18 protein-coding genes are annotated in these 22,753 nt (G+C 72.7%); 16 read left to right on the plus strand and 2 right to left on the minus strand.

Translation table 11 applies throughout. The features are described from left to right. The first annotated feature begins 112 nt into the window (after positions 1-112). The 5 genes from ACTWNK_RS19680 to ACTWNK_RS19700 all read left to right on the plus strand — a co-directional run bounded on the left by ACTWNK_RS19680 (position 113) and on the right by ACTWNK_RS19700 (position 7,691). Entirely contained in the window at positions 113-733 is a 621-nt protein-coding gene (locus ACTWNK_RS19680) for a hypothetical protein (protein ID WP_474305797.1), read from the plus strand. Further along, the gene (locus tag ACTWNK_RS19685; protein WP_474305799.1) at positions 730-3,885 is read left to right on the plus strand and encodes a helicase HerA domain-containing protein; all 3,156 of its coding nucleotides are present in this window, start codon (positions 730-732) and stop codon (positions 3,883-3,885) included. The genes ACTWNK_RS19680 and ACTWNK_RS19685 overlap by 4 nt, the downstream gene beginning before the upstream one ends. A gap of 97 nt (positions 3,886-3,982) precedes the next feature. Beyond that, the gene (locus ACTWNK_RS19690) at positions 3,983-5,044 is read left to right on the plus strand and encodes an NAD(P)-dependent alcohol dehydrogenase (RefSeq protein ID WP_474305800.1); all 1,062 of its coding nucleotides are present in this window, start codon (positions 3,983-3,985) and stop codon (positions 5,042-5,044) included. A 26-nt stretch (positions 5,045-5,070) separates the two neighbouring features. Next, a complete protein-coding gene (locus ACTWNK_RS19695; protein WP_474305802.1) occupies positions 5,071-6,477 on the plus strand; it encodes an aldehyde dehydrogenase family protein in 1,407 nt (468 codons plus the stop codon). Further along, positions 6,474-7,691, plus strand: a complete 1,218-nt coding sequence (locus ACTWNK_RS19700) for a cytochrome P450 (RefSeq protein ID WP_474305804.1) — start codon at positions 6,474-6,476, stop codon at positions 7,689-7,691. Before ACTWNK_RS19695 ends, ACTWNK_RS19700 begins: the two co-directional genes overlap by 4 nt. Here the strand turns inward: ACTWNK_RS19700 and ACTWNK_RS19705 are convergent. After that, entirely contained in the window at positions 7,672-8,649 is a 978-nt protein-coding gene (locus ACTWNK_RS19705; RefSeq protein WP_474305806.1) for an adenylate/guanylate cyclase domain-containing protein, read from the minus strand. The genes ACTWNK_RS19700 and ACTWNK_RS19705 overlap by 20 nt on opposite strands. Before the next feature lie 41 nt (positions 8,650-8,690). Here ACTWNK_RS19705 and ACTWNK_RS19710 point away from each other — a divergent pair, with 41 nt between their 5' ends. The 7 genes from ACTWNK_RS19710 (at position 8,691) to ACTWNK_RS19740 (ending at position 16,212) form a co-directional block, all read left to right on the plus strand. Further along, positions 8,691-9,305, plus strand: coding sequence for a TetR-like C-terminal domain-containing protein (locus tag ACTWNK_RS19710; protein WP_474305808.1), 615 nt, complete (start codon positions 8,691-8,693; stop codon positions 9,303-9,305). A gap of 191 nt (positions 9,306-9,496) precedes the next feature. Continuing rightward, entirely contained in the window at positions 9,497-11,359 is a 1,863-nt protein-coding gene (locus ACTWNK_RS19715; protein ID WP_474305810.1) for an ABC transporter substrate-binding protein, read from the plus strand. After that, on the plus strand, positions 11,352-12,383 hold the full coding sequence (locus ACTWNK_RS19720) for an ABC transporter permease (RefSeq protein ID WP_474310946.1): 1,032 nt from the start codon (positions 11,352-11,354) through the stop codon (positions 12,381-12,383). Before ACTWNK_RS19715 ends, ACTWNK_RS19720 begins: the two co-directional genes overlap by 8 nt. Next, complete coding sequence (locus ACTWNK_RS19725; protein WP_474305812.1) at positions 12,380-13,276, plus strand: ABC transporter permease; 897 nt, start codon at positions 12,380-12,382, stop codon at positions 13,274-13,276. The genes ACTWNK_RS19720 and ACTWNK_RS19725 overlap by 4 nt, the downstream gene beginning before the upstream one ends. Then, positions 13,273-14,256 (plus strand): ABC transporter ATP-binding protein, encoded by a 984-nt coding sequence (locus ACTWNK_RS19730; RefSeq protein ID WP_474305814.1) that lies wholly within the window; start codon positions 13,273-13,275, stop codon positions 14,254-14,256. The genes ACTWNK_RS19725 and ACTWNK_RS19730 overlap by 4 nt, the downstream gene beginning before the upstream one ends. Next, positions 14,253-15,212 (plus strand): oligopeptide/dipeptide ABC transporter ATP-binding protein, encoded by a 960-nt coding sequence (locus tag ACTWNK_RS19735; RefSeq protein ID WP_474305816.1) that lies wholly within the window; start codon positions 14,253-14,255, stop codon positions 15,210-15,212. Before ACTWNK_RS19730 ends, ACTWNK_RS19735 begins: the two co-directional genes overlap by 4 nt. A gap of 64 nt (positions 15,213-15,276) precedes the next feature. Beyond that, positions 15,277-16,212, plus strand: coding sequence for a S66 peptidase family protein (locus tag ACTWNK_RS19740; protein WP_474305818.1), 936 nt, complete (start codon positions 15,277-15,279; stop codon positions 16,210-16,212). A 3-nt stretch (positions 16,213-16,215) separates the two neighbouring features. Here ACTWNK_RS19740 and ACTWNK_RS19745 read toward each other — a convergent pair whose 3' ends face one another. Then, entirely contained in the window at positions 16,216-17,346 is a 1,131-nt protein-coding gene (locus ACTWNK_RS19745; protein WP_474305819.1) for an alpha/beta hydrolase family protein, read from the minus strand. Between the two features lie 222 nt (positions 17,347-17,568). Here ACTWNK_RS19745 and ACTWNK_RS19750 point away from each other — a divergent pair, with 222 nt between their 5' ends. Genes ACTWNK_RS19750 through ACTWNK_RS19765 form a run of 4 tightly spaced genes read left to right on the plus strand, consistent with a single transcriptional unit; the run spans position 17,569 to position 22,664 of the window. Continuing rightward, the gene (locus ACTWNK_RS19750) at positions 17,569-19,134 is read left to right on the plus strand and encodes an ABC transporter substrate-binding protein (protein ID WP_474305821.1); all 1,566 of its coding nucleotides are present in this window, start codon (positions 17,569-17,571) and stop codon (positions 19,132-19,134) included. After that, positions 19,134-20,081: an ABC transporter permease gene (locus tag ACTWNK_RS19755; protein WP_474305823.1), complete on the plus strand. Its 948-nt coding sequence runs from the start codon at positions 19,134-19,136 to the stop codon at positions 20,079-20,081. The genes ACTWNK_RS19750 and ACTWNK_RS19755 overlap by 1 nt, the downstream gene beginning before the upstream one ends. Then, positions 20,078-20,938 (plus strand): ABC transporter permease, encoded by an 861-nt coding sequence (locus ACTWNK_RS19760; RefSeq protein ID WP_474305825.1) that lies wholly within the window; start codon positions 20,078-20,080, stop codon positions 20,936-20,938. Before ACTWNK_RS19755 ends, ACTWNK_RS19760 begins: the two co-directional genes overlap by 4 nt. After that, the gene (locus ACTWNK_RS19765; RefSeq protein WP_474305827.1) at positions 20,931-22,664 is read left to right on the plus strand and encodes an ABC transporter ATP-binding protein; all 1,734 of its coding nucleotides are present in this window, start codon (positions 20,931-20,933) and stop codon (positions 22,662-22,664) included. The genes ACTWNK_RS19760 and ACTWNK_RS19765 overlap by 8 nt, the downstream gene beginning before the upstream one ends. Positions 22,665-22,753: the final 89 nt, after the last annotated feature.

Here is a 22,753-nt window from a genome sequence, read left to right on the forward strand (position 1 = left end):
TGGTGCGCGTGGACGACGCACCCCGCACAGCCGACGTTCCCGGCCCCTTGCCTTCCGCCTGCTGGAGTGCTCACGCATCGTCGTTCGGCTGGGAAGGCGGGAGGGAGAGGACATGGTCGCGAAGAAGCTGTCGCTGCCGGAGATGTCGGCGCTTCTGGTGCTGATGGCCGAGGCCAGGGAGGTCTCCAACCCCGAGCTGAAGGAGCGCTACGGCCTGACGCTGGTGTCGAAGGAACGGCTGAGCCTCAACGAGCAGAAACTGGTCGACAGCCGCAGGCAGGGACGCTCCTACACACACGTGCTGACGGATGCTGGCTGGGCCAGGGTCGCGCGTGAGCTGGGCGAGGGCCTGCCGGGGGCGAGCGGCTCGGCGGCGGGCGCGCTGCGCGCCGTGCTCGCCGGACTGCACGGCTACCTCCGGCGTACGGGCAACAGCCTCGCCGACGTCTTCACCCCCGACAGCCCGCCCGAAAGCCTTGAGGCCGCCGTGCGCGCCGCCTATGCGAGCCTGGCCGGGCGGCCGGGCGACTGGGTGAGCCTGGCCGACCTCAGGCCCCTGCTCGGCACGGCCGACAGGAGTGCCGTCGACGCCGAGCTCAGGCGAATGAGCCTGCTGCCGGGCGTCGCCGTCGTCCCCGAGTCCAACCAGAAGGACCTCACCGAGGCAGGCAGGGCGGCGGCGGTGAGCATCGGGGACCAGGCCAAGCACCTGCTCTCGATCGGCGAGCTGTGACCGGCGAGGAGCGCAAGGCGCTGGCGGCGCTGAAGTTCAACTGGGCGCAGGTGCCGGACGACGTGTGGCGCCCTTCGCTCTTCCATGTCGAAGGGCTGCACGGCCACGCGGCCCGCGTCCTGCTCGACGGCGTCGAACAGGCCAGGCGCAGCGCCGACGCCAGTCCCATCGGGGTCGTCGTGCGGGGCCAGCGCGGCGCGGGCAAGACGCATCTGCTCGGCTGGGCCAGGCGCGAGGTGCAGCGCGGCGGCGGGTACTTCTTCCTGGTCGGCCTGCTGGACGCGCGCAGCTTCTGGGAGAGCACGGTCGTCTCCATGCTCGACGGCCTCTCGCGTGAGAGCGCCGACGGCGAGAGCCAGTTGCGGCTGCTGATGCGCCGCCTGGCCCTGCACGCGGGCCTGTCGCGCCTGGAACGGCGTGCGGTGTTCGGCGGCACGGCGGTGACGAAGGCGCACCTGGACGCGTTCGTCGAGGGCCTGCGCCGCCACGATCCCGTCGTCGGCAAGGACTGCCAGGACACCGCCAGGGCGCTGTCCCTGCTCGCCTCGTCCGACCTCGCCGCCCAGGACGTCGCCGACGCCTTCCTCGCCTCCATGCCGGAGGAGGAGCAGGGCGAGCGCGCGCAGTGGGGCATCAGGGGTGTGCGCCGCTCGCCGCAGGAGATCGTCAGGGACCTGTCGCGCCTGCTCGCCCTGACCGGGCCGTCGGTCGTCGCGATCGACCAGATCGACATGCTGGTCGCCCAGGCGTCGCTCGCACGGCCGGGCGACGGGCCCGTCGAGCGCAAGGCCGTCCTGCTGATCGAGCAGGTCGCGGGTGGGCTGATGGCGTTGCGCGAGGTCACCCGCAGGACGCTGACCGTGGTGTCGTGCCTGCCCGCCACCTGGACGCTGATCGAGCAGCACGCCACCGACACCGTGCGCGACCGCTTCACGCACGCCGCCCAGCTCAAGACCATCCCGGACGCGGCGCTGGGCCGGGCGCTGATCGAGACCAGGTTCGGGGCGCGCTTCGCCGAGGTGGGGTTCGTCCCGCCGTACCCGACCTGGCCGGTGCGGCCCGAGGCGTTCGAGCACGCGGTGCACTTCACGCCGAGGCAGCTGCTGATCAGGATCGACGCGCACGTGCAGGCCTGTCTGGTCGACGACGTCGCCGCCGAGCTCGAAGGCCTCGAAGGCGAGCGCGCCAGCGCCGTGCAGCCGCCTCCCGCCGAGGCCGCCGGGCAGGAGCTGGCCGCGCTCGACGCCAGGTTCGCCGGGCTGCTCGCCTCGGCGCAGGTCGAACGGGCGCGCAGCGCCGAGGGCGAGGACGCCGTGATGCCCGCCCTGATCGCGGCCGGGCTCACCGCCTGGATCGCCGAACGCGGCGAGGCGGCCGACCGTGTGTTCAGCCAGGACCCGCCGCCGAGTGTGAAGCCGCCGCTGCACGCACGGCTGCGCCGCGTCCTGGACGAGGAGACCGAGGACGAGCTGCACTGGGCCTTCCGCGCGATCGGCGCGCCCAACGCCATCGCCGCGCTCAACCGCCTGCGCCGGGCGTGCGTGGCGGCCGGGCTCGACGCCGAGGTGCCCAAGCGACGGCTGTACGTGCTGCGTGACCTGCCCTGGTCGCAGGGCGCGCGCACGCGTCAGGCGGTCGAGGCCTTCGAGGCGGCGGGCGGGCGCGTGCTGCTGACGCCGGACGCCGATCTGCGGACGCTGATCGCCCTGTGCGAGCTCCTGGCCGACAACCCGCCCCACCTGCAGTCCTGGCTGCGCGCCCGCCGCCCGGCCTCGGGCGTCACCTTCCTGGCCGAGGCGCTCGCCGACGCCTGGCCGTCGCCGTCGCCGCCCGTTCCCGCCGAGCGGCCGCTGGGCCCGCACGTGACACGCGGCACTCCCGCGAACGCCTCCACGGTTCCCGCCGAGCAGCCGCCCGGCCCGCAGGTGACGCTCGGCACTCCCGCGAACGCCTCCACGCCGTTGCGCATCCCGCTCGAAGCGCTCAGGAAGCATGTGGCGATCTTCGCGGGCACGGGGTCGGGCAAGACCGTGCTCATCAGGCGGCTGGTCGAGGAGTGCGCCCTGCACGGCGTTTCGGCGATCGTGCTCGACCCCAACAACGACCTGGCCAGACTGGGCGACCCCTGGCCCGAGCCGCCGCAGGGCTGGGGCCAGGGCGACGCGGCGCGTGCGGCCCGCTACCTGAGCGAGACCGACGTCGTCGTGTGGACGCCGAGACGCGCGGCCGGCCGGCCGCTGAGCTTCCAGCCGCTGCCCGACCTCGCCGCCGTCGCCGACGACCCGGACGAGTACGAGGAGGCCGTCGAGTCGGCGCTCGCCTCCATCGCGCCGAGGGCCAAGCTGGAGGGCAGGACGAACAAGGTCCTGCTGGCCAGGGCGGTGCTCAGGGAGAGCCTGGCCTACTTCGGCAGGCACGGGAGGGGCGGCCTCTCGGGCCTCGCCGGGCTGCTGGCGGCGCTTCCCGAAGGCGTGAGCGAGCTGGAGGGCGCCGAGCGCATCGCCGCCGACCTGGCGCAGAGCCTGAGGGCCGCGATGGTGACCGACCCGCTGTTCGGCGGCGAGGGCACGCCGGTCGACCCCGGCGTGCTGCTGACGCCGCCGCCGGGCAGGCGGGCCAGGGTCTCGGTGATCAACTTCATCGGCCTGCCGCACGACGAGCAGCGCCAGAGCTTCGTCAACCAGCTGCAGATGGCGTTGTTCGCCTGGGTACGCCGCCATCCGGCCGGTGATCGGCCGCTCAGCGCCCTGCTGGTGATGGACGAGGCGCAGACGTTCGCCCCGTCCGGCCCGATGACGGCCTGCACGCAGAGCACGCTCGCCCTCGCCTCCCAGGCCAGGAAGTACGGCCTCGGCCTGGTCTTCGCCACCCAGGCGCCGAAGGGCCTGCACAACCGCATCCCCGGCAATGCGGCCACCCAGTTCTTCGGCCTGCTCAACAGCCCCATCCAGATCGCGGCGGCCCGCGAGATGGCCCGGGCCAAGGGCGGCGACGTGGCCGACGTCTCCCGCCTCGGCACGGGGCGGTTCTACGCGGCGGCCGAGGGCGCGCCGTTCGTCAAGGTCGCCACGCCGCTCTGCCTGACCCATCATCCGAGTAGCCCGCTGACGGCCGACGAGGTGCTCGCCCGTGCCGCCAGGGCGCAGGTGTGACTCCACCTGAAGGGGTCCGTTGACACCGTCTGGAGGCGGGTCTAGCGTTCCGTTAACGGACGTCCGTCGTCTGAATTACGGCCCTTTGGGAGTGATCGTGCAGATCGACGCCGCCGTTCTCCGTGCCGCCGACCGGCCGTACTCGATCGAGAAGCTCGACCTCCCGGTCCCGGGGCCCGGCGAGGTGCTGGTGCGGATCGCGGGGGCCGGCATGTGCCACACCGATCTGATGGGCCGGGTGCCGGGCGATCTCGTCAGGAAACCGGTCGTGCTCGGGCACGAGGGGGCGGGAGTCGTCGAGCAGGTCGGCGAGGGCGTGCGCGAGGTCGCCGTCGGCGATCACGTGGTGCTGTCGTTCGGCTCCTGCGGCACGTGCCTCAACTGCCGCGGCGCGCAGCCCGCCTACTGCGCGACGTTCTTCGCGCGCAACCTGCTGGCCGGTGCGGGCGGCGTCACCGACGGCACGGGCGAGCCGGTGCTGACGGGCTGGTTCGGGCAGTCGTCGTTCGCCTCGCACGCGGTGACCGGCGTGCGCAACGTCGTGGTGGTCGGCAAGGACGCGCCGATCGAGCTCATGGGGCCGCTCGGCTGCGGCATGCAGACCGGTGCGGGCGCGGTGCTGCTGACGCTCAAGGTGGAGGCGGGGTCGAGCATCGCGGTGTTCGGCGCCGGAGCGGTCGGCCTCGCCGCCGTGATGGCCGCCAAGGTCGCGGGCGCGAGCACGATCATCGCGATCGACCTGCACGACAACCGCCTGGAGCTGGCCCGCGAGCTCGGCGCGACGCACACGGCCAAGGACATCGCCTCGATCAAGGTGCCCGGCGACGGCGTGCAGTACTCCTTCGACACCACCGGCGTGCCCTCCGTCATCGCCTCGGCCGTCGCCGTGCTGCGGCCGACCGGCGTGTGCGGCCTGGTCGGGATCGGCCAGGGCGACCTGGTGCTCGACGGCAACGCGCTGATGTCGGGCAAGAGCGTGACGGGCATCCTGGAGGGCGGCGCGGTGCCCCAGGTGTTCGTGCCGCGCCTGGTGCGGCTGTGGCGCGCCGGGCTCTTCCCCTTCGACCGGCTGATCAGGACCTACCCCCTGCACGAGATCGACAGGGCCGAGGCCGACTCGCTCAGCGGCGAGGTCGTCAAGCCCGTCCTGCTGCCCTGACCCCACCAGGCCCCGAGGAGGCGGACATGCCCACGATGACCATCGGCGGCGAGGCTGTCGCGACCAAGCGCACGTTCGATGTGATCAACCCGGCGACCGGGCGGGTGCACGCCGAGGCGCCCGACTGCTCCCCCGAGCAGCTCGACCTGGCGATGGCCGCGGCGGCGTCGGCCTTCCCCGCCTGGCGAGCCGACGAGCAGGCCAGGCGCGAGGCCCTGAGGGCGGCGGCCGACGCGCTGCAGGCGGTGGCCTTCGAGATCGCGCCGGTCCTCACCGCCGAGCAGGGCAAACCGCTGCGCGAGGCCACCCACGAGGTGTACGGCGCGGCGATGTGGCTGCGGCACTTCGCCGCCCTCGAACTGCCCAGGGAGGTCGTCCAGGACGACGCGCGCGCCTTCGTCGAGGTGATCCGCAGGCCGATGGGCGTGGTCGCGGCCATCACGCCGTGGAACTTCCCGCTGGTGCTGGCCGCCTGGAAGATCGCCCCCGCCCTGCTGGCGGGCAACACGATGGTGCTCAAGCCCTCGCCGTACACCCCGCTGTCGACGCTGGCCGTCGGCGAGGTGTTGCGCGCGGTGCTGCCGCCCGGTGTGTTCAACGTGGTCACCGGCGGCGACGCGCTCGGCGCCTGGATGACCGCGCACCCCACACCGCGCAAGATCAGCTTCACCGGCTCGGTGGCGACCGGCAGGAAAGTGGCGGCATCGGCCGCGCCCGACCTCAAGCGCATGACGCTGGAGCTCGGCGGCAACGACCCCGCGATCCTGCTCGACGACGTCGACCCGGCCGCCGTCGCCGCCAGGGTGTTCGCCGGAGCCTTCCAGAACAACGGGCAGGTGTGCTCGGCGATCAAACGCCTCTACGTGCCCGAGCGGCTCCATGACGACGTGGTCGAGGCGCTGGCCGCGCACGCGGACGCGGCCAGGGTCGGCGACGGCATGGGCGAGGGCGTGCAGTTCGGGCCGATCAACAACCGGCCGCAGTACGAACGCGTGGGCGAACTCGTCGCCGACGCCCTGGCGCACGGGGCGAGGGCCGCGGCCGGGGGCGGGCCCGGGAAGGGGCCTGGCTACTTCTTCCGCCCGACGATCCTGGCCGGGCTGTCGGACGGGTGCCGGATCGTGGACGAGGAACAATTCGGCCCGGCGCTGCCGGTGATCGCCTACAGTGATCTTGAAGAGGCGGTGGCGCGGGCCAACGGCACGCACTTCGGGCTGTCGGGCTCGGTCTGGGGCACGGACGCCGACCGCGCGGCCGAGGTGGCGGCCAGGCTCGACTGCGGCACCGCCTGGGTGAACACCCATCTGGCGCTCTCCCCGAGCCAGCCCTTCGGCGGCCTCAAGCAGAGCGGCGTCGGGGTGGAGAACGGCACGTGGGGCCTGCTGGGCTTTACCGAGATCCAGGTCCTGCACCGAGCCAAGGGAGCTGTGTGAACCTCAGCCAAGCGGGTCTGACCCTGATCGACCCGGCCGCCTACGCCGACGACGAGCGCTTCCACGAGGCGTGCACACTGCTGCGCCGCGAGGACCCGGTGCACCGCGTGCAGGGGCCCGGCTACCGTCCGTTCTGGGCGGTGACCAGGCATGCCGACGTCCTGGAGGTCGAGCGGCAGCACCAGATCTTCCTCAACGGCCCCAGGCCGCTGCTGACGCCGCAGGCGACCGAGGAGCAGATGGCCGCCTCCGGTGTCGCCCTGCGCACGCTGGTCCACATGGACGACCCCGACCACAAGGTGGTCAGGGCGATCGGCGCCGACTGGTTCAAGCCCGCCGCGATGCGCCGGATGCAGGAGCGCATCGACGTCCTGGCCAAGAGGTATGTCGACCGCATGCTGGAGCACGGCGGCAGCTGCGACTTCGCCGCCGACATCGCCACGCACTACCCGCTCTACGTCATCCTGTCGCTGCTCGGCCTGCCGGAGAGCGACTTCCCGAGGATGTTGCGGCTGACCCAGGAGCTGTTCGGCGGCGCCGACCCCGAACGCCAGCGCGGCACCACGGCCGACGAGCAGCTCGCCGTGCTCCTGGACTTCTTCGCCTACTTCCAGGAGCTGACCGCCTCACGCCGGGCGGCCCCGACCGACGACCTGGCCTCCACGATCGCCAACGCCGGGCTCGACGACCTCGACACCGCCTCCTACTACGTGATCATCGCGACCGCCGGGCACGACACCACCAGCTCGACGATCGCGGGCGGGCTGCACGCGCTGATGACCCATCCCGACCAGCTGGCCAGGCTGCGCGCCGATCCCGGCCTGATGCCGCTGGCCGTCGACGAGATGATCAGGTGGGTGACGCCGGTCAAGGAGTTCATGCGCACCGCGACCGTCGACTACGAGCTGCGCGGCGTGCCGATCAAGGCGGGGGAGTCGCTGCTGCTGGCCTACCCGTCGGCCAATCGCGACGAGGAGGTCTTCGCCGATCCCTTCGCCTTCGACGTCGGGCGCAATCCCAACCGGCATCTGGCGTTCGGGTTCGGCGCGCACTACTGCCTGGGCGCGGCGCTGGCCCGGATGGAGGCCAAGGCGATCTTCACCGAGCTGATCACCAGGCTGCGCTCGGTCGAGTTGGCCGGCGAGCCGGAGTGGGTGCGCACCACCTTCGTCGGCGGGCTCAAGCACCTGCCGATCAGATACGAGATCGAATGATCGAGGGCGCGAGCTCGCCGAGCCCGCGCACCGGGAGCGACTCCATCGCCTTCACCTCGAACGTCGGGTCCCCCGCCAGGTCGGCCGCCATGGCGGGGTCGACCAGTACCCCGTCGGGCGGCGCGAGCGCGGTCAGCCTGCTGGCCAGGTTGACCGTGGTGCCGAACACGTCGCCCATCCGCCCGATCACCGGGCCGACGGCCAGCCCCACCCGCAGCGGCGGCGTCGAGGGCTCCTTGGCATGCGTCCTGATCAGCCGCAGGCCGATCACCGCCGCCAGGTGCGCCTGACCGGCCACGAACAGCACCGAGTCGCCCAGCGTCTTGATCACCCGACCGCCCGACGAGGCGACGACGTCGGCCGATCGGCTCTCGAACCTCTCCACCAGCCCGGCCAGCGCCGTCTCGGTGAGCTGACGGCTCAGCCGGGTGAACCCGACCAGGTCGGCGAACCCCACCGCCAGCCGTACGGCCGAGCCGCTCTCGTGGTCGACCAGGCGGCCCGCGGCTGCGGCCAGGTGGCGGCGCCAGGTGTAGCTGAGCAGGCGCTCCAGGTCGGGGACCACCTTGTCGGCCCGCTTGCGCCAGGCGGCCGAGCGTTCGGCCAGCGGCACGCCCGACTGGTCGAGCGTCTCGGCGCCGAGTTCGGCCTGCGACTCGGCCAGGCGGGCGGTGGCCCGGCCGAGCGAGCGGGTGAGCAGGACCAGGTGCTCCTCGTCGTAGGTGCCGTCGGCGACCAGCTTCAGCAGGGTCCGCAGCGCCTCGACGTCGTCCTCGGTGAACTCCCGCGCGTCGTCGGCCACATTGGCGAATCCGAGCGCGCGCCAGTAACGCCTGGCCCGGTATACCGGCACTCCGGCCAGGTCGGCCACCTCGTGGCTGGTGTACCGGCGATGCCGGCCGAGGAAGGCCTCGGCCAGGCCGTCGGTCACGGCGTCGTCCTTGCTAGCCCAGTCCATGTCAGCCCAATTATCACGGGAAGCCGTGAAACACTCCAGGAGTGCGGCAGCAAGAGTCGACCAAAGCAGGACCCGGACGCCCGGCCGACCCCACATTCGGCCCCCGGGTCCTCGCCACGGCCCTGCGCCTGTACGGCCAGAGCGGCTGGGCCGGCTTCAGCCTCGACGCCGTGGCACGGCTGGCCAGGGTCGGCAAGGCCGGGCTGTACCGCCGCTGGCCGAGCCGCGAGCTGCTCATCGTCGAGGCGCTCGGCACGCTGGTCGAGGACGGTCTCGACGTCGACACCGGCTCGCTGCGCGGCGATCTGCTGGCCATCGCGCGCGGGCTGCTCGGCCGGGCGCTCGGCCCGTACGGGCTGGTGCTGCTGCGGGCCCAGGTCGAGGCGAAGGTGTATCCGGAGCTGTTCGGCGCGGCGATGGAGCGGCTGGACGGGCAGACGCGGGCGGCGGGCAGGCGGGTCGTCCTCAGGGCCGTCGAGCGGGGCGAACTGCCGCGTGGCACCTCGCCCGCGATGGTGCTGAACGCGGTCGCCGGGATCGTCGAGCACCACATCCTGACCACGCCGCACGAGCACATGCCGGCCTTGGCGGCGGAGGCGGACCGATACACCGAGCGGGTGGTCGACTTCGTGCTGAACGCGGCCCGCGCGGGCTGAGACCGGGCTCTCCCGGCGGCCTGGGCACGGCGCAGCCCCAGCTCAACGTAGCGGCCCTGCGATCGGCGGGCGATGACCCTCATGGTTTTCGATGCTCAGGGCCGTAAGCATTCACGGGTCTTGGGGTCGTGCTCTCGGATCGTCAGCATTCGTTCACACGCAACGCATGCTCGACGACCCAGGAGACATCCATGAGGACAGGCAACTCGCGGCGCAGGCTGGCACTGGCCGCCTGCGCGCTCAGCGGTTCGCTGCTGGCCGGCGCCACCGCCTTCGCCGCCGCCCCCGCCGCGTCGGCCACGGCCGCTCCTCAGCAGAACACCACCCTGAGGGTGAAGATGTCGGGCTCGGGCGTCGACACGCTCAACCCGTTCCTCGCCTTCTTCAACGGCGCCCTGGACATCTTCGGCTCCATCTACCCCACGCTCAACGCCCTGGACGAGAGCGGCAAGCCGGTGCCGTACCTGGCGGAGTCGTGGACGCCGTCGGACGACAAGCTCACCTGGACCTTCAAGCTGCGCTCGGGCCTGAAGTGGAGCGACGGCAAGCCGATCACCGCAGACGACGCCGCCTGGACCCTCAACCTGATCATGTCGGACCCGGTCGCGGCCACCGCCAACGGCTCCCTGGTCGGCAACTTCGCCTCGGTCACCGCCCCCGACGCCGCCACGCTCGTCATCACCACGAAGGCGCCCCAGGCCAATGTCATCTATGTGAGCATCCCGATCAGCGGCATCCCGATCGTGCCCAAGCACGTGTGGGAGCCGCAGGCCAAGAACCTCAAGGACGTCAAGAACGACACCTTCCCGGTCGTCGGCTACGGCCCGTGGACGCTGACCGACTACAAGCCCGAGCAGTACGCCAAGTTCGACGCCAACAAGGACTTCGTGCTGGGCGCCCCGGGCTTCGACCACATGATCCAGCAGTCGTTCAAGTCGACCGACGCGGCCGTCGCGGCCCTGCGCAGCGGCCAGCTCGACTACATCAACGGCGTCAACCCCACCCAGTTCAAGGCGCTGCGCGGCGACAAGAGCCTGCTCACCGTGCAGGAGGTGGGCAACGGCTGGACCGGCATCGAGATCAACCACAATGCCCGCACCCGTACCGGCAAGAAGATCGGCACCGCGCACCCGGCGCTCGGCGACCCGGTGCTGCGCCAGGCGATCTCCCTGGCCACCGACAAGAAGACGCTGGTCGCCAAGGTGCTCGACGGCCTCGGTGTGCAGGGCGCCGGGTACCTGCCGCCCGCCTGGCCACAGTGGACGTGGAAGCCGGCCGCCGGGGCCGAGACGCCGTTCGACCTGACTCAGGCGGGCAAGCTGCTCGACGACGCCGGCTACGCCAAGGGCGCCGACGGCGTCAGGGTCGACCCCAAGAGCGGCAAGCCGCTGACCTTCCGTCTCGGCATCCACTCCGACGACACCATCGACGCCGGCATCTCCTCCTACCTCAAGGGCTGGCTGGAGACGATCGGCATCAAGCTCAAGATCCAGTCGCTGAGCATGAGCGCGCTCAACAGCGACCTGGCCAAGGGCGACTGGGACATCCTGATGGACGGCTGGACGACCGGTCCGGACCCGACGTACCTGCTGGGCATCCAGACCTGCGCCGTGCTGCCCAAGGACGACGGCACCGGCGGCAACACCGACTCCTTCTTCTGCGACAAGGCATACGACGAGCTGTTCGACAAGCAGCTGACCACCTTCGACCAGGACGAGCGGGCCTCGGTCGTCGGCCAGATGCAGGACATCCTGTACAAGGCGGGCGTCAACCAGATCCACTTCTATGCCAACACCCTGGACGTGGCCCGCACCGACACCGTCTCCGGTCTGATCACCGGCGCGCCCGACGCCCAGGGCATGCATCCCGCGCAGACCGCCTTCTGGTCCTACATCAAGGCCGCGCCGCCCGCCGCGAAGGCGCAGGCGGCGGGCGAGCAGGAGCAGGGCGGCTCGGGCGTGCTGCTGTGGGGCGGCGCGGCCGTGCTGGTGGTGGCCGTGATCGGCGGTGTGATCGTGATGCGTCGCCGCTCTTCGGCTGGTGACCGTGAGTAGCCTGCTCACCCCGGCCCCGGCCAAGGCGAAGATCAAGCGCTCGGACTTCCTGCCCTACCTGGGCGGGAAGCTGGTCGCCGCCGCCGTCAGCTTCCTGGTGACGCTGGTGATCGGCTTCGTGATCTTCTCGCTGATGCCGTCGGACCCGGTCAGGACGCTGACCAGGGGCCGTCCGACGAGCGAGGCGCAACTGGCCCAGCTCAGGGTGCAGCTCGGGCTCGACGATCCGGTCTGGGAGCGGTTCCTGAGCTTCGCCGGCAACACGCTCAAGGGCGAACTCGGCTACTCCTGGCAGTTCCAGCAGTCGGTCTCCTCGCTGGTCGCCGACCGGATCGGCCCGACGCTGCTGCTCATGGGCACGGCGGCGGCGCTGTCGATCGCACTCGGGCTGTGGCTCGGCGTGCGCAGCGGCTGGCGGCACGGCAGCCTGTTCGACCGGATCGCCTCCAGCGCCTCGCTGACGTTGTGGTCGGTGCCGACGTTCTGGCTCGGCATGATCCTGCTGGTCGTCTTCAGTGTCGGCGTCGGGCCGATCCCCAGCCTGCTGCCCGCGGGCGGGATGAGCGACCCGGCGCTGCCGCAGGAGGGCTGGACGCACGTCGTGGACGTCGCCAGGCATCTGGTGCTGCCGTGCCTGACCATGGTCCTGGTGGTCTTCGCCCAGTACGTCACGGTGATGCGCACCTCGATCATCGACGAGATGGGCAGCCCGTACCTGCTGACCGCCAGGGCCAAGGGGCTGACCGACGACGCGGTGCGGCGGCGGCACGCGGTGCCGAACGCCCTGCTGCCGTCGGTGACGATGATCTTCATGCATCTCGGCGTCCTGGTCAGCGGTGCGATCACGGTCGAGGCCGTGTACTCCTGGCCGGGGCTCGGCTATCTCACCTACGAGGCGCTCAAGATCCCCGATCTGCCCCTGCTCCAAGGCACCTTCATCGTCTTCAGCGCGAGTGTGATCCTGATGAACCTTCTGGCGGACGTGGTCTACCGCTTCCTCGACCCGAGAGTGCGGGCGCAATGACGGCCGCCACCGCGACGCCCGTGGCCGACCCGCCTCGCCACCACGCGTTCGCCAGGTTCTGCCGCGCCTACGCCAGGCGCCCGGCGGGGCTGGCCGGGCTCGGGCTGCTGCTGGCCTTCGGCGTGCTGGCGCTGGCCGCGCCGCTGTTCATCGGCGACGACCAGCTCAATGTGATCAAGGTGGACGGGCCGCAGCTGTCGCCGCCCGTCGACGGCTACCCGCTCGGCACCGACCAGGCGGGCCGCTCGGTCCTGCTGCTGGTCATCTGGGGTGCGCGCGAGTCGCTCAGCATCGGCATCATCGCCACCGCGCTCACTGTCGTGCTCGGCAGCGCGGTCGGGCTGCTGGCCGGGCACTACCAGGGGTGGACCGGCAAGGTGCTCATGCACGTCACCGACTGGTTCATCGCCCTGCCCAGCCTGCCGCTGGCCATCTCGCTGTCGGCCGTGCTCGGCCAGGGGGCGGCCTCGATCACGATCGCCATCGCCGTCACCTCCTGGACCGCGACCGCCAGGCTGGTACGCGCCCAGACGCTCGCCGTCGAGGCGCGGCCGTTCGTCGAGCGGGCCAGGGTGCTGGGCGCGGGCAACACACAGATCATGATCAGGCACGTGCTGCCGAACGTGATGCCGCTCATCCTGGTCTCCAGCACGCTCACCGTCGCCTCGGCGATCCTGTCGGAGGCCACGCTGACCTTCCTCGGGCTCGGCGACCCGACGAGTGTGACCTGGGGTTCGATGCTCCAGGCGGCGTTCGCGGGCGGGGCGGTCACGGCGGGCGCCTGGTGGTACCTCATGCCGCCGGGCATCGCGATCCTCATCGTCGTGCTCGGCTTCACGCTCGTCGGCAGGGCCGTCGAGCACGTGCTCAACCCGAGGATGGTCGGCCGATGACGATGCTTGAGGTACGCGACCTGCGCGTCACCTACCGCAACGGGGAACGCTCGGTGCCCGCCGTACGCGGCGTCGACTTCACCCTCGGCAGGGGGCAGACGCTCGGGGTGGCGGGTGAGTCGGGGTCGGGCAAGTCGACGATGGCGCTGAGCCTGCTGCGCCTGCTCGCGCCGTCGGCCCAGGTGAGCGGTCAGGTGCTGTTCGAGGGCGAGGACCTGCTGACGGCCAGGTGGTCGCGGCTGCGCGCGGTGCGCTGGTCGGCGGCGTCGGTCGTCTTCCAGGGCGCGATGAGCGCGCTGAACCCGGTGCGCACGATCGGCGAGCAGATCTGTGAGCCGATCCTGCTGCACGACAGGTGCGGCGCCAGGCAGGCGCGCGAGCGTGCGGCCGGGCTGCTCGACAGCGTGGGCGTGCCGTCGCGGCGGCTCGGGTCCTACCCGCACGAGTTCTCCGGCGGGCAGCGCCAGCGCATCATGATCGCGATGGCGCTGGCCTGCAGGCCGGACCTGATCATCGCCGACGAGCCCACGACCGCGCTCGACGTCATGGTCCAGGCCCAGGTCCTCGACCTGCTCGGCGACCTGGTCCGCGAGTCCGGCATCGGCGTCATCATGATCAGCCACGACCTGTCGGTCCTGTCGCACATGTGCGAACGGCTGGCCGTCATGTACGCCGGGCAGATCGCCGAGATCGGCCCGGCCAGGCAGCTCATCGCCGACCCGCGCCACCCGTACACCAGGGCGCTGGGCCGGGCCTTCCCCACGATCGGCGACCCGGCCTCCCGGCGTGCCCCCTCCGGCCTGCCCGGCGACCCGCCGACGCCGTCGGAGCTGGCCAGGCTCACCGAAGGACACGGCTGCGCCTTCGCCCCGCGCTGCCCCGACGCCGCACCCGCCTGCGGGAGCGAGACCATCAGGCTGTGGCCGAGCGGCCCAGGCCGCGAAGCCGCGTGCCTGCGTGTGCTGGAAGGAGCCCCATGACCCCCGTCCTAGAGGTACGCGACCTGCGGGTCACCTACCCGGCACGCCGAGGCGCCGCCCCGGCGCACGCCGTCGACGGCGTCAACCTCCAGGTACGCCAGGGCGAGATCGTCGCGCTGGTCGGCGAGTCCGGATGCGGCAAGTCCACCCTGGCCAGGGCCCTGGTCGGCCTGGTACGGCCGACCGGCGGCCAGATCCTGAGCGACGGCGTCCCGCTCGGCTACTCGGCCGCCGCGCTCAAGGCCTACCGGCGTCACACCCAGCTCGTGCTGCAGGACCCGGGCGGCGCGCTCAACCCACGGCAGAACGTCTTCGACGCGGTCGCCGAAGGCCCCAGGCTGCACGGGATGGGCGCCGGGCTGACCGAGCGCGTGCACGGCGCCCTGGCCAAGGCCGGGCTGCGACCGCCGGGCGAGTTCGCCGCGCGCTTCCCGCACGAGATGTCGGGCGGCCAGCAGCAGCGCGTCGTCATCGCCGGGGCGCTCGCCCTCGAACCGTCGGTGATCGTCGCCGACGAGCCCGTGGCCTCGCTCGACGCCTCCGTGCGCGGCGAGATCCTCAAGCTGATCCTGGAGCTGCGCGACACGCTCGGCCTGTCGGCGCTCGTGGTCAGCCACGACCTGGGGCTGGCCTGGAACATCGCCGACCGGGTGGCGGTGATGTACCTCGGCCGGATCGTCGAGACCGGGACCGTCGAGGAGGTGCTGCTGCGGCCCCGCCATCCCTACACCAAGGCGCTGCTGTCGGTGCTGCCCGACTCCGGGCGTGCCCCGCTGCTGCTCACGGGGGAGCCGCCCGACCCGACCCAGGTGCCCGCCGGGTGCCGCTTCCATCCCCGCTGCCCGTTGCGCGCGGTCGAGGCCGACCCGCTGTGCGACACGCGCGACCTGCCCGTCCTGACCGGCGACCCGGCCGCCGCCGACAGCCTGGCCGCCTGCCATCTCCTGACCCATTGAGGGGGAGCGCGCATCGATCTGCCCTCTCCGCCACCCCGTTCCCACCCGCTAAGGAGCACCTGCCTTGACCGCATTCCGTCGTCCGCCCGCCCTGCTGCCCGGCGCCCGTGTCGCCGTCATCGCGGCCAGCAGTCCGCCGAACGAGGCCAACCTGGACCGCGGGCTCGCGGCGATGGAGCAGGTCGGCCTCAAGGCCGAGGTGTTCGCCTCGTGCCGGGCAGGCGGCACCGAGTACGACTACCTGGCGGGCGACGACGAGCTGCGCGCCCGCGACCTGACCAGGGCGCTGGCCGACCCGGCCTTCGACGCGGTGTTCTGCGCGGGCGGCGGCTACGGCATGCAGCGCACGCTCGAACTCGTCGACTGGTCGGCGGTCGACCCGGCCAGGCCCAAGGTCGTCGTGGGCTACTCCGACGTGACCGCCCTGCTGGAGGCCGTCGCCGTCAAGCTGGGCTGGGCCTCGCTGTTCGGGCCGATGGTCGCCTGCGACGGGTTCCACCAGGGGCCGGGCGAGTACGACTTCGACGAGCTGATGAAGCTGCTGTTCCACCCGGAGAGCGTGCGCGAACTGGTCTTCCCCGACGCCCGCACGGTCGTGCCCGGCATCGCCGAAGGCCACACGCTCGGCGGCACCGCGACGCTGCTGGCCGCCTCGCTCGGCACCGACACCTCGCTGCCCGCACGCGGCGCGATCCTCTTCCTCGAGGACGTCGACGAGGAGCTGTTCCGGATGGACCGCTACATCACGCAGCTGCGCCGCGCCTCCTACAGCGACGGCGTCGCGGGCATCCTGCTGGGCACGTTCACCAACTGCGGCGAGCCGCGCGACGTCGAGCGCATGCTGGTCGAGCGGCTCAGCGACCTGGGGGTGCCGGTGCTGGCCGGGGCCGACATCGGGCACGGCATCTCCATGCAGACCTACCCGATCGGCGTCCGGGCCAGACTGGACACCGAGGCGGGCACGCTGAGCTTCCTTGAGCCGGTCCTGGCGCCGCGTTAGGCGTCACGGCCGGCGCCGTACCTCGGGGTAGCGGGGGCTGTGGCCGTTCAGCAGGGCCGAGGGGCGGCCCCGCAGGTGCCGGTCGACGAACGCCCGCACGTACGCCCGGGTGAGCGCGACCGCACGCGCGCCGCCCAGTCCCTCGCCGGGCGGCCCGGCCTGCTCGAACAGCAGCGGGTAGTCGGTGAACGACTCGTGCCCGGCTCCCGCCACCGTCAGCCAGCGCTTCCAGCCCGTCAGCCTCGGCCAGCCGAGCTCCCACGACGGGTCGTAGGCGGCCGAGCCCGGCTTGTAGGACTCCTCGGTGCCCAGCAGCAGGAAGGGCCTGGCCAGCCCGGTGGCGGGCAGCGGCTCGATGAGCGAGCCGTCCATGTCGACCCCGGCGTCGACGCGGGCGTCGCGCGCCATGGTGGTGGCGGCGGCGTTGCCGCCGATGGAGTGCCCCACCATGGCCACCCGTGAGAGGTCGACCTGCCCCCTGGCCCCCCACGAGGCCAGCCTGCCGATGACGAACGACATGTCGGCCGCCCTGATCGCGGGCACCAGGCCGGGCGAGTCCTCGATCGCGCACGCCAGGCACGGCGCGGTCGTCCCGCCGGGCAGCGTCACGCCCGCGGCCTCGTAGGTGTGGTCGACCGCGGCGGCCAGGTACCCCCTGCTGGCCAGTTCCTCACCCAGCGAGGTGAGCGAGGAGCGCGGCAGCCCGAACCCGGGCGAGAGCAGGACCAGCGGCAGCCCCTTGGCGGCGGGCGTCGCGCCGGTCCTGGCATTGGTCCTGACCCGGCTCAGCGCGTCCGGCGGCACGCCCTGCGCCCCCTGCGCGGTCAGCAGCGCCGCCGACTCCTGCGGCGTCATGTAGGGCGCGAGCGGACGTGCCGAAGGCCGCGCCGGGTACCACAGGGTGAGCATGAGCGTCCGCCGCTGCGACGGCGCCCACGGATCGGCCCTGGCCTGGTCCACCAGGTGCAGGACGCTCGCGCCGACGGTGTGCGGACCGGTGGGCGCGGGCAGCGAGAGCGGCGGCGTGGGAGACGGCGTGGGCGACGGCGCGGGCGCGGCGAGCGCCGGTGGGGTGGCCGCGACCAGCGCCAGCGCGACGGCGGCGGCCAGGACACGGCTGAGTGGGATCGACATGCCGGGCAAGCTAGCCACCGATCGGCCCGCGAGGTCTCGTCCGGGAGGCCAAGGCCCGCGGGCCGGGCTTTGCCGCAGCGGCCAACGGCCGTCGTGCGCGCGTGTCCTTGTCGCGCAGGACGAGCGCGGGAGCGCCGAGTTTGGCTGTCCGGTCAGTGAACGCGGGGCCCGCTGCTTCTAGCGTCCGACTATCGTCCGCCGCTCCCTCACAGAGGTGCTTCCATGACATCCTCAACCGCGCTCATCAGGGTCGCCGCGACCGCCCTGCTCCTGCTGTCGGCCGGCTGCGCCTCCTCGGGCGGCGGGAAAGCGGGGAAGGCGGGCGACACGCTGCGCTGGGCGATGGCGGGCACGGCCAGCAGCCTCGACATCGCGCACGGCTTCAACACCGGCTCCACCCTCGTGCAGTTCTCCGTCCTGGACACCATGGTGACCACGGACGCCGAAGGCCGGGTGGCGCCCGGCATCGCCGCGTCGTGGACGCACCCCGACCCGCGTACCTACGTGTTCACCCTGCGCCAGGGCGTCACCTTCAGCGACGGCACACCCGTCACGGCCGACGACGCGGCCTACTCGCTGACCCGCCATCTCGACCCCGCCGTCGCCTCGCAGGCCGCCAGCTACGTCACCGTGGTGAAGAAGGCCGAGGTCGTCGACCCCGCCACGGTCAGGGTCACGCTGCGCAGGCCGAGCCCGACCTTCCTCGCCACGGCCTCGCTGGCCTGGCAGATCGTGCCGAAGAAGCTGGCCCAGGCGCATCCGAAGGACCTGGGCTCGCCCGAGGTCGGCACGCTGGGCTCGGGCCCGTTCAAGGTCGCCGCGTTCTCGCTCACCTCGGGCGTGGTCCTGGAACGCAACGAACGCTACTGGGGGCCGCGACCGGCCCTGCGCCGGATCGAGATCAGGTCGATCCCCGACCCCGAGACCCTGCGCCTGGCCGTGGCGTCCGGCGAGGTCGACGGCACCGGCGACGTCATCCCCGGCGAGGCGCGCAAATGGGACTCGCTGCCCGGCGTGGCCACGTACTTCTACCCGGCCAACAACATCGCCTTCCTCACCCTCGACGTCACCCGGGGGCCGCTGAAGGACGTGCACGTGCGCAGGGCCGTCGCGCACGCCGTCGACCGCGCCGCACTGGCCCGGCTGCTGACCGGCGGCCGGGGCGGCCCCGCCGCGACCGTCCTGCCGAAACCCCAGCTCACCGCCCTGTACGGCGACACGCCGCCGGTCCTGCCCGGCTACCCGCACGACATCGAGGCGGCCAAGGCCGAGCTGGCCAGGTCCGCCCACCCGGGCGGGTTCACCCTGTCGACCGTCTACAACAGCGGCGGCGACCACGCCAAGGCGCTGCAGGCCGTCGCCGCCGACCTGGCGAAGATCGGCATCACGCTGGAGCTCGTCCCGCTGCCGCCGGAGAAGCACCAGGCGCAGATCATGGCGCACGAGAACGTCGGCCTGCAGATGTCGAACCTGTTCTACGGCACGCCCGACCCGGGAGAGGTCCTGCCCGACCTGCTCAGCCGGGCGTCGGCCGAGCCGCAGGGCTTCAACTTCAGCGGGTACGGCAGCGCGGCCCTCGACGCCAAGCTGGACGACCTCGGCCTGGTCGAGGGCGAGGCCAGGGCCGACGCGGTCACCGCCGTGCTCACCGAGGTGGCCGAGCAGGTGCCGTACCTGCCCGTCCACCACAGCGAGTCGGGCGTGGCCCTGAGCAAGCGCTTCACCGGCGTCTTCCACACCTGGACGGCCGATCTGTTCAGCTCGGTGCGCCCCGCGGCCGGTGCCTGATGGCCTTCGTCGCCCGTCGGCTGGCCGCCGCGCTCCTGCTGCTCGGCGTGCTGTCGGCGCTCAGCTTCGCCCTGCTGGCCGCGGCTCCGGGCGAGCCCGAGCAGGTGCTCCTCGGTCCGAGGCCGTCCACGCCCGAGACCAGGGCGGCCGTCCGGGCCGAGTTCCGCCTCGACGAGCCGCTGCCCGTGCGCTACGCCGCCTGGCTCGGCGACGCGCTGCGCGGCGACTTCGGCGTCTCGGTCTACACCCGTGAGCCCGTCGCCGACGTCATCGCCGACCGGCTGCCCGTCAGCGCGGGCCTGGCCGCCTACGCGCTCGTGCTCACGATCGGCGTCGGCGTGCCCGCGGGCCTGGCCGCCGCCATGCGCAGGGGCGGCGTACTCGACCAGGCCATCACCCTGACCGCCCTGGCCGCCCTGTCCGTCCCGCCGTTCGCGATGAGCATCCTGCTCCTGTACGGCTTCGCGGTCACGCTCGGGTGGTTCCCCGTGTTCGGCGCGGGCGAGACCTTCACCGAGCGGATCGCCCACCTCACCCTGCCCGCCGTCGCCCTGGCCACCGGGCAGGCCGCGATCGTCGTCAGGCAGATGCGCGCCGCCGCACTCGACCTGGCCGGGCAGGACCACCTGACGTTCGCCAGGGCCAGAGGGCTTGCGCCGGCCCGCATCTGGATCAGCTACGCGCTGCGCACCACCGCGCTGCCCGTGCTCACCGTCGGCGGCCTGCTGCTGGCGGCGAACCTGACCGGCGCCCTGTTCGTCGAGCGCGCCTTCGGCCTGCACGGCCTCGGCTCGCTGCTCGTCGGGGCCGTGGGGCAGAAGGACATCCCCGTCGTCCAGGCGCTCGTCCTGCTCGGCGGAGCCGTGGTGGTCGCGGTCAGCCTGCTGATCGACCTGGCCTGCCTCGCCGTCGACCCTCGGGTGCGGCACGGGGCGGTGGCCGTATGAGCGCGCACTTGGCCGCACCGGTCAGGCGTCGTGCCGCCCGGTTGCGCAGGCACGGGCGCAGGCCGGGTCCGGTGGCCGTGCTGTCGGCCGTCGTGCTGGCCGCCATGGTCGTCGCCGCCGTCGCGGGGGAGTGGCTCGCGCCCTACGACCCCGCGGCGCAGGACCTGCTGCTGGGCGCGACGATGCCGAGCCGGGAGCACTGGGCCGGGACCGACGACCTCGGCAGGGACGTGCTGTCGCGCTGCCTGGCCGGGGCCAGGCCCGCCCTGGTGTGGCCGCTGCTCGTCGCCCTGTGCACCTGTCTGCTGAGCACCACGCTCGGCCTGCTGGCCGGGTACCGGCTGGGCTGGGTCGACGCGGTGATGATGCGCGTGGTCGATCTGTTCATCGCCATGCCGGGGATGCTCGTCCTGATCGTCCTGGTCGGGGTGCTCGGCGGCGGCATCGGCTGGGCGGTGGCGGCCATGGCGGTGCTGTTCACGCCGGGCGACATCCGGGTCGTCCGCAGCCTGACGATGGCGCAGCGGGAGCTGGCCTACGCCGAAGCCGCGCGGACGCTGGGGCTCGGCCGCGCCCGGATCATGTTCCGGCATCTGCTGCCCAACATCGCGCCGACCGTGGTGGCGGGGGCGCTGCTGAGCTTCGTGGCCGCGCTGGCGGCGCTGGCCGGGCTGTCCTTCCTGGGCATCGGCCTGCCCGCGGGCACGCCCGACTGGGGGCTGATGATCCAGGAGAACCGCGCCCTGCTCGACCTGAACCCGTGGGCCTCGGTCCTGCCCGCGGCCCTGGTGACCGTGGCCGCCACCGCCGCCACCCTGCTGGGCGACCGGCTCTTCGAGAGGCTCTCCGATGCTTGAGATGCACGCCCTGCGGATCCTGCGTACCGCCGAAGGGCACGACGACGCCGTGCTCGTCGACGGGGTCGGCCTGACCGTCGCCGCAGGTGAGACGGTCGGACTGGTCGGCGAGTCGGGCAGCGGCAAGTCGCTGACCGCCCGTGCGGCCGTCGGCCTGCTGCCCAAGGGGCTGCGCGCCGAAGGCTCGGTCAGGGTCGGCGGCGTCGAGGTCGTCGGCGCGCGTGAGCGGGTGCTGCGCACACTGCGCGGCGGGCGGATCGCACTGCTCATGCAGGACCCGTTCGCCATGCTGAACCCGCTGCGCACCGCGGGCGCGCACATCGCCGAGTCGCTGCGCACGAGGCGCGCGGACCGGGCCGAGGTGGCGCGCAGGCTGGCCGAGGTCGGCATCGGCGACCCGTCGGTGGCCGCGCGCTACCCCTTCCAGCTGTCGGGCGGCATGCGGCAGCGCGTGGCCCTGGCCGCCGCCCTCGCCGGTGACCCCGACCTGCTGGTCGCCGACGAGCCGACCACGGCGCTCGACGCCACCACCCAGCACGAGATCCTGGCCCTGCTCGGCCGGCTGCGGCAGGCCAGGGGCATGGGGGTCCTGCTCATCACGCACGACCTGCGCGTCGCCTTCGCCACCTGCGACCGGGTCGCCGTCATGTACGCCGGACGCGTCCTTGAGCAGGGGCCCGGCCCGGCCGTTGCCGCCGCGCCCGCCCATCCGTACACCAGGGGCCTGCTCGCCGCGCTGCCATCGGCCGAGCACACGCTGGCGCACCTGGCCGCGATCCCCGGTCAGGTGCCCGCCGCGGCGGCGGTCGCCGGGGTGTGCGCGTTCGCGGCCAGGTGCGCCGCCTGCGGCCCCGACTGCGTGAGCGCCAGACCGCCGCTGCGCGTGCTCGGCCACGGACGGCTCAGCGCCTGCGTGCGCGACCCGGCCGCCCTGGCCGCTCCCGCCGCCCCGGCCGTCCGGCTCGCCGCACGCCCGGCGCGCACCGCCCCGCTGCTGACGGTCGAAGGCCTGACCAAGAGGTACGGCACGCACACGGCGCTCGGCGGGGTCGGCCTCACCGTGCGCGCGGGCGAGAGCGTCGGCCTGGTGGGCGAGTCCGGCTCGGGCAAGACCACACTGGCCAGGTCGATCCTCGGCCTCACCACGCCGGACGCGGGCCGCATCGAGCTCGCCGGGCTCGACGTCACCCGCAGGAACGCCATGCCCGCCGCCGAAAGGGCCGGGGTGCACCGGCTCGTGCAGTGCGTATTCCAGGACCCCTCGACCTCGCTGAACCCGGCCATGACGATCGGCTCGACACTCGCCGAGGCGATCGGCAGGGCGGCTCCGGCCGACCGCACGGCCGTGGGCGAACTGCTGGAGCTCGTGGGCCTGCCGCCCGCCTACGCCGCACGCCGCCCCAAGGGCCTGTCGGGCGGTGAGCGCCAGCGTGTGGCCGTCGCCAGGGCGCTGGCCGTACGCCCGGCGTTGCTGATCTGCGACGAGCCCGTCGCCTCGCTCGACGTCTCGGTGCAGGCGCACGTGCTGGAGCTGCTGCGGCGGGCCGGCGCCGAGCTGGGCATCGGGATGCTGTTCATCACGCACGACCTGGCCGTGGTCAGGCAGATCGCCGAGCGGACCGTGGTGCTGTTCAAGGGGCGGGTCGTCGAGCACGGCGACACGGCCGCCGTACTGGACGCGCCCGTGCACGACTACACCCGGAGGCTGGTCGCGGCACACCCGTGACCTTCGGCCACCGAACCTCATGCCACCGAACCTCATGCCACCGAACCTCATACCAAAGGACGAAGCGGACAGAGCTCGCCCTGCGAAAG

Source organism: Nonomuraea sp. IBHARD001, assembly GCF_056106265.1.

Excerpts from the sequence above, each read along its gene's own strand:
- ACTWNK_RS19760 (WP_474305825.1), top strand. The coding sequence starts at position 20,078 with ATGAGCGCGCACTTGGCCGCACCGGTCAGGCGTCGTGCCGCCCGGTTG.
- ACTWNK_RS19715 (WP_474305810.1), top strand. The coding sequence starts at position 9,497 with ATGAGGACAGGCAACTCGCGGCGCAGGCTGGCACTGGCCGCCTGCGCG.
- ACTWNK_RS19680 (WP_474305797.1), top strand. The coding sequence starts at position 113 with ATGGTCGCGAAGAAGCTGTCGCTGCCGGAGATGTCGGCGCTTCTGGTG.
- ACTWNK_RS19750 (WP_474305821.1), top strand. The coding sequence starts at position 17,569 with ATGACATCCTCAACCGCGCTCATCAGGGTCGCCGCGACCGCCCTGCTC.
- ACTWNK_RS19755 (WP_474305823.1), top strand. The coding sequence starts at position 19,134 with ATGGCCTTCGTCGCCCGTCGGCTGGCCGCCGCGCTCCTGCTGCTCGGC.
- ACTWNK_RS19695 (WP_474305802.1), top strand. The coding sequence starts at position 5,071 with ATGCCCACGATGACCATCGGCGGCGAGGCTGTCGCGACCAAGCGCACG.
- ACTWNK_RS19765 (WP_474305827.1), top strand. The coding sequence starts at position 20,931 with ATGCTTGAGATGCACGCCCTGCGGATCCTGCGTACCGCCGAAGGGCAC.
- ACTWNK_RS19745 (WP_474305819.1), bottom strand. The coding sequence starts at position 17,346 with ATGTCGATCCCACTCAGCCGTGTCCTGGCCGCCGCCGTCGCGCTGGCG.
- ACTWNK_RS19730 (WP_474305814.1), top strand. The coding sequence starts at position 13,273 with ATGACGATGCTTGAGGTACGCGACCTGCGCGTCACCTACCGCAACGGG.
- ACTWNK_RS19735 (WP_474305816.1), top strand. The coding sequence starts at position 14,253 with ATGACCCCCGTCCTAGAGGTACGCGACCTGCGGGTCACCTACCCGGCA.
- ACTWNK_RS19705 (WP_474305806.1), bottom strand. The coding sequence starts at position 8,649 with ATGGACTGGGCTAGCAAGGACGACGCCGTGACCGACGGCCTGGCCGAG.
- ACTWNK_RS19725 (WP_474305812.1), top strand. The coding sequence starts at position 12,380 with ATGACGGCCGCCACCGCGACGCCCGTGGCCGACCCGCCTCGCCACCAC.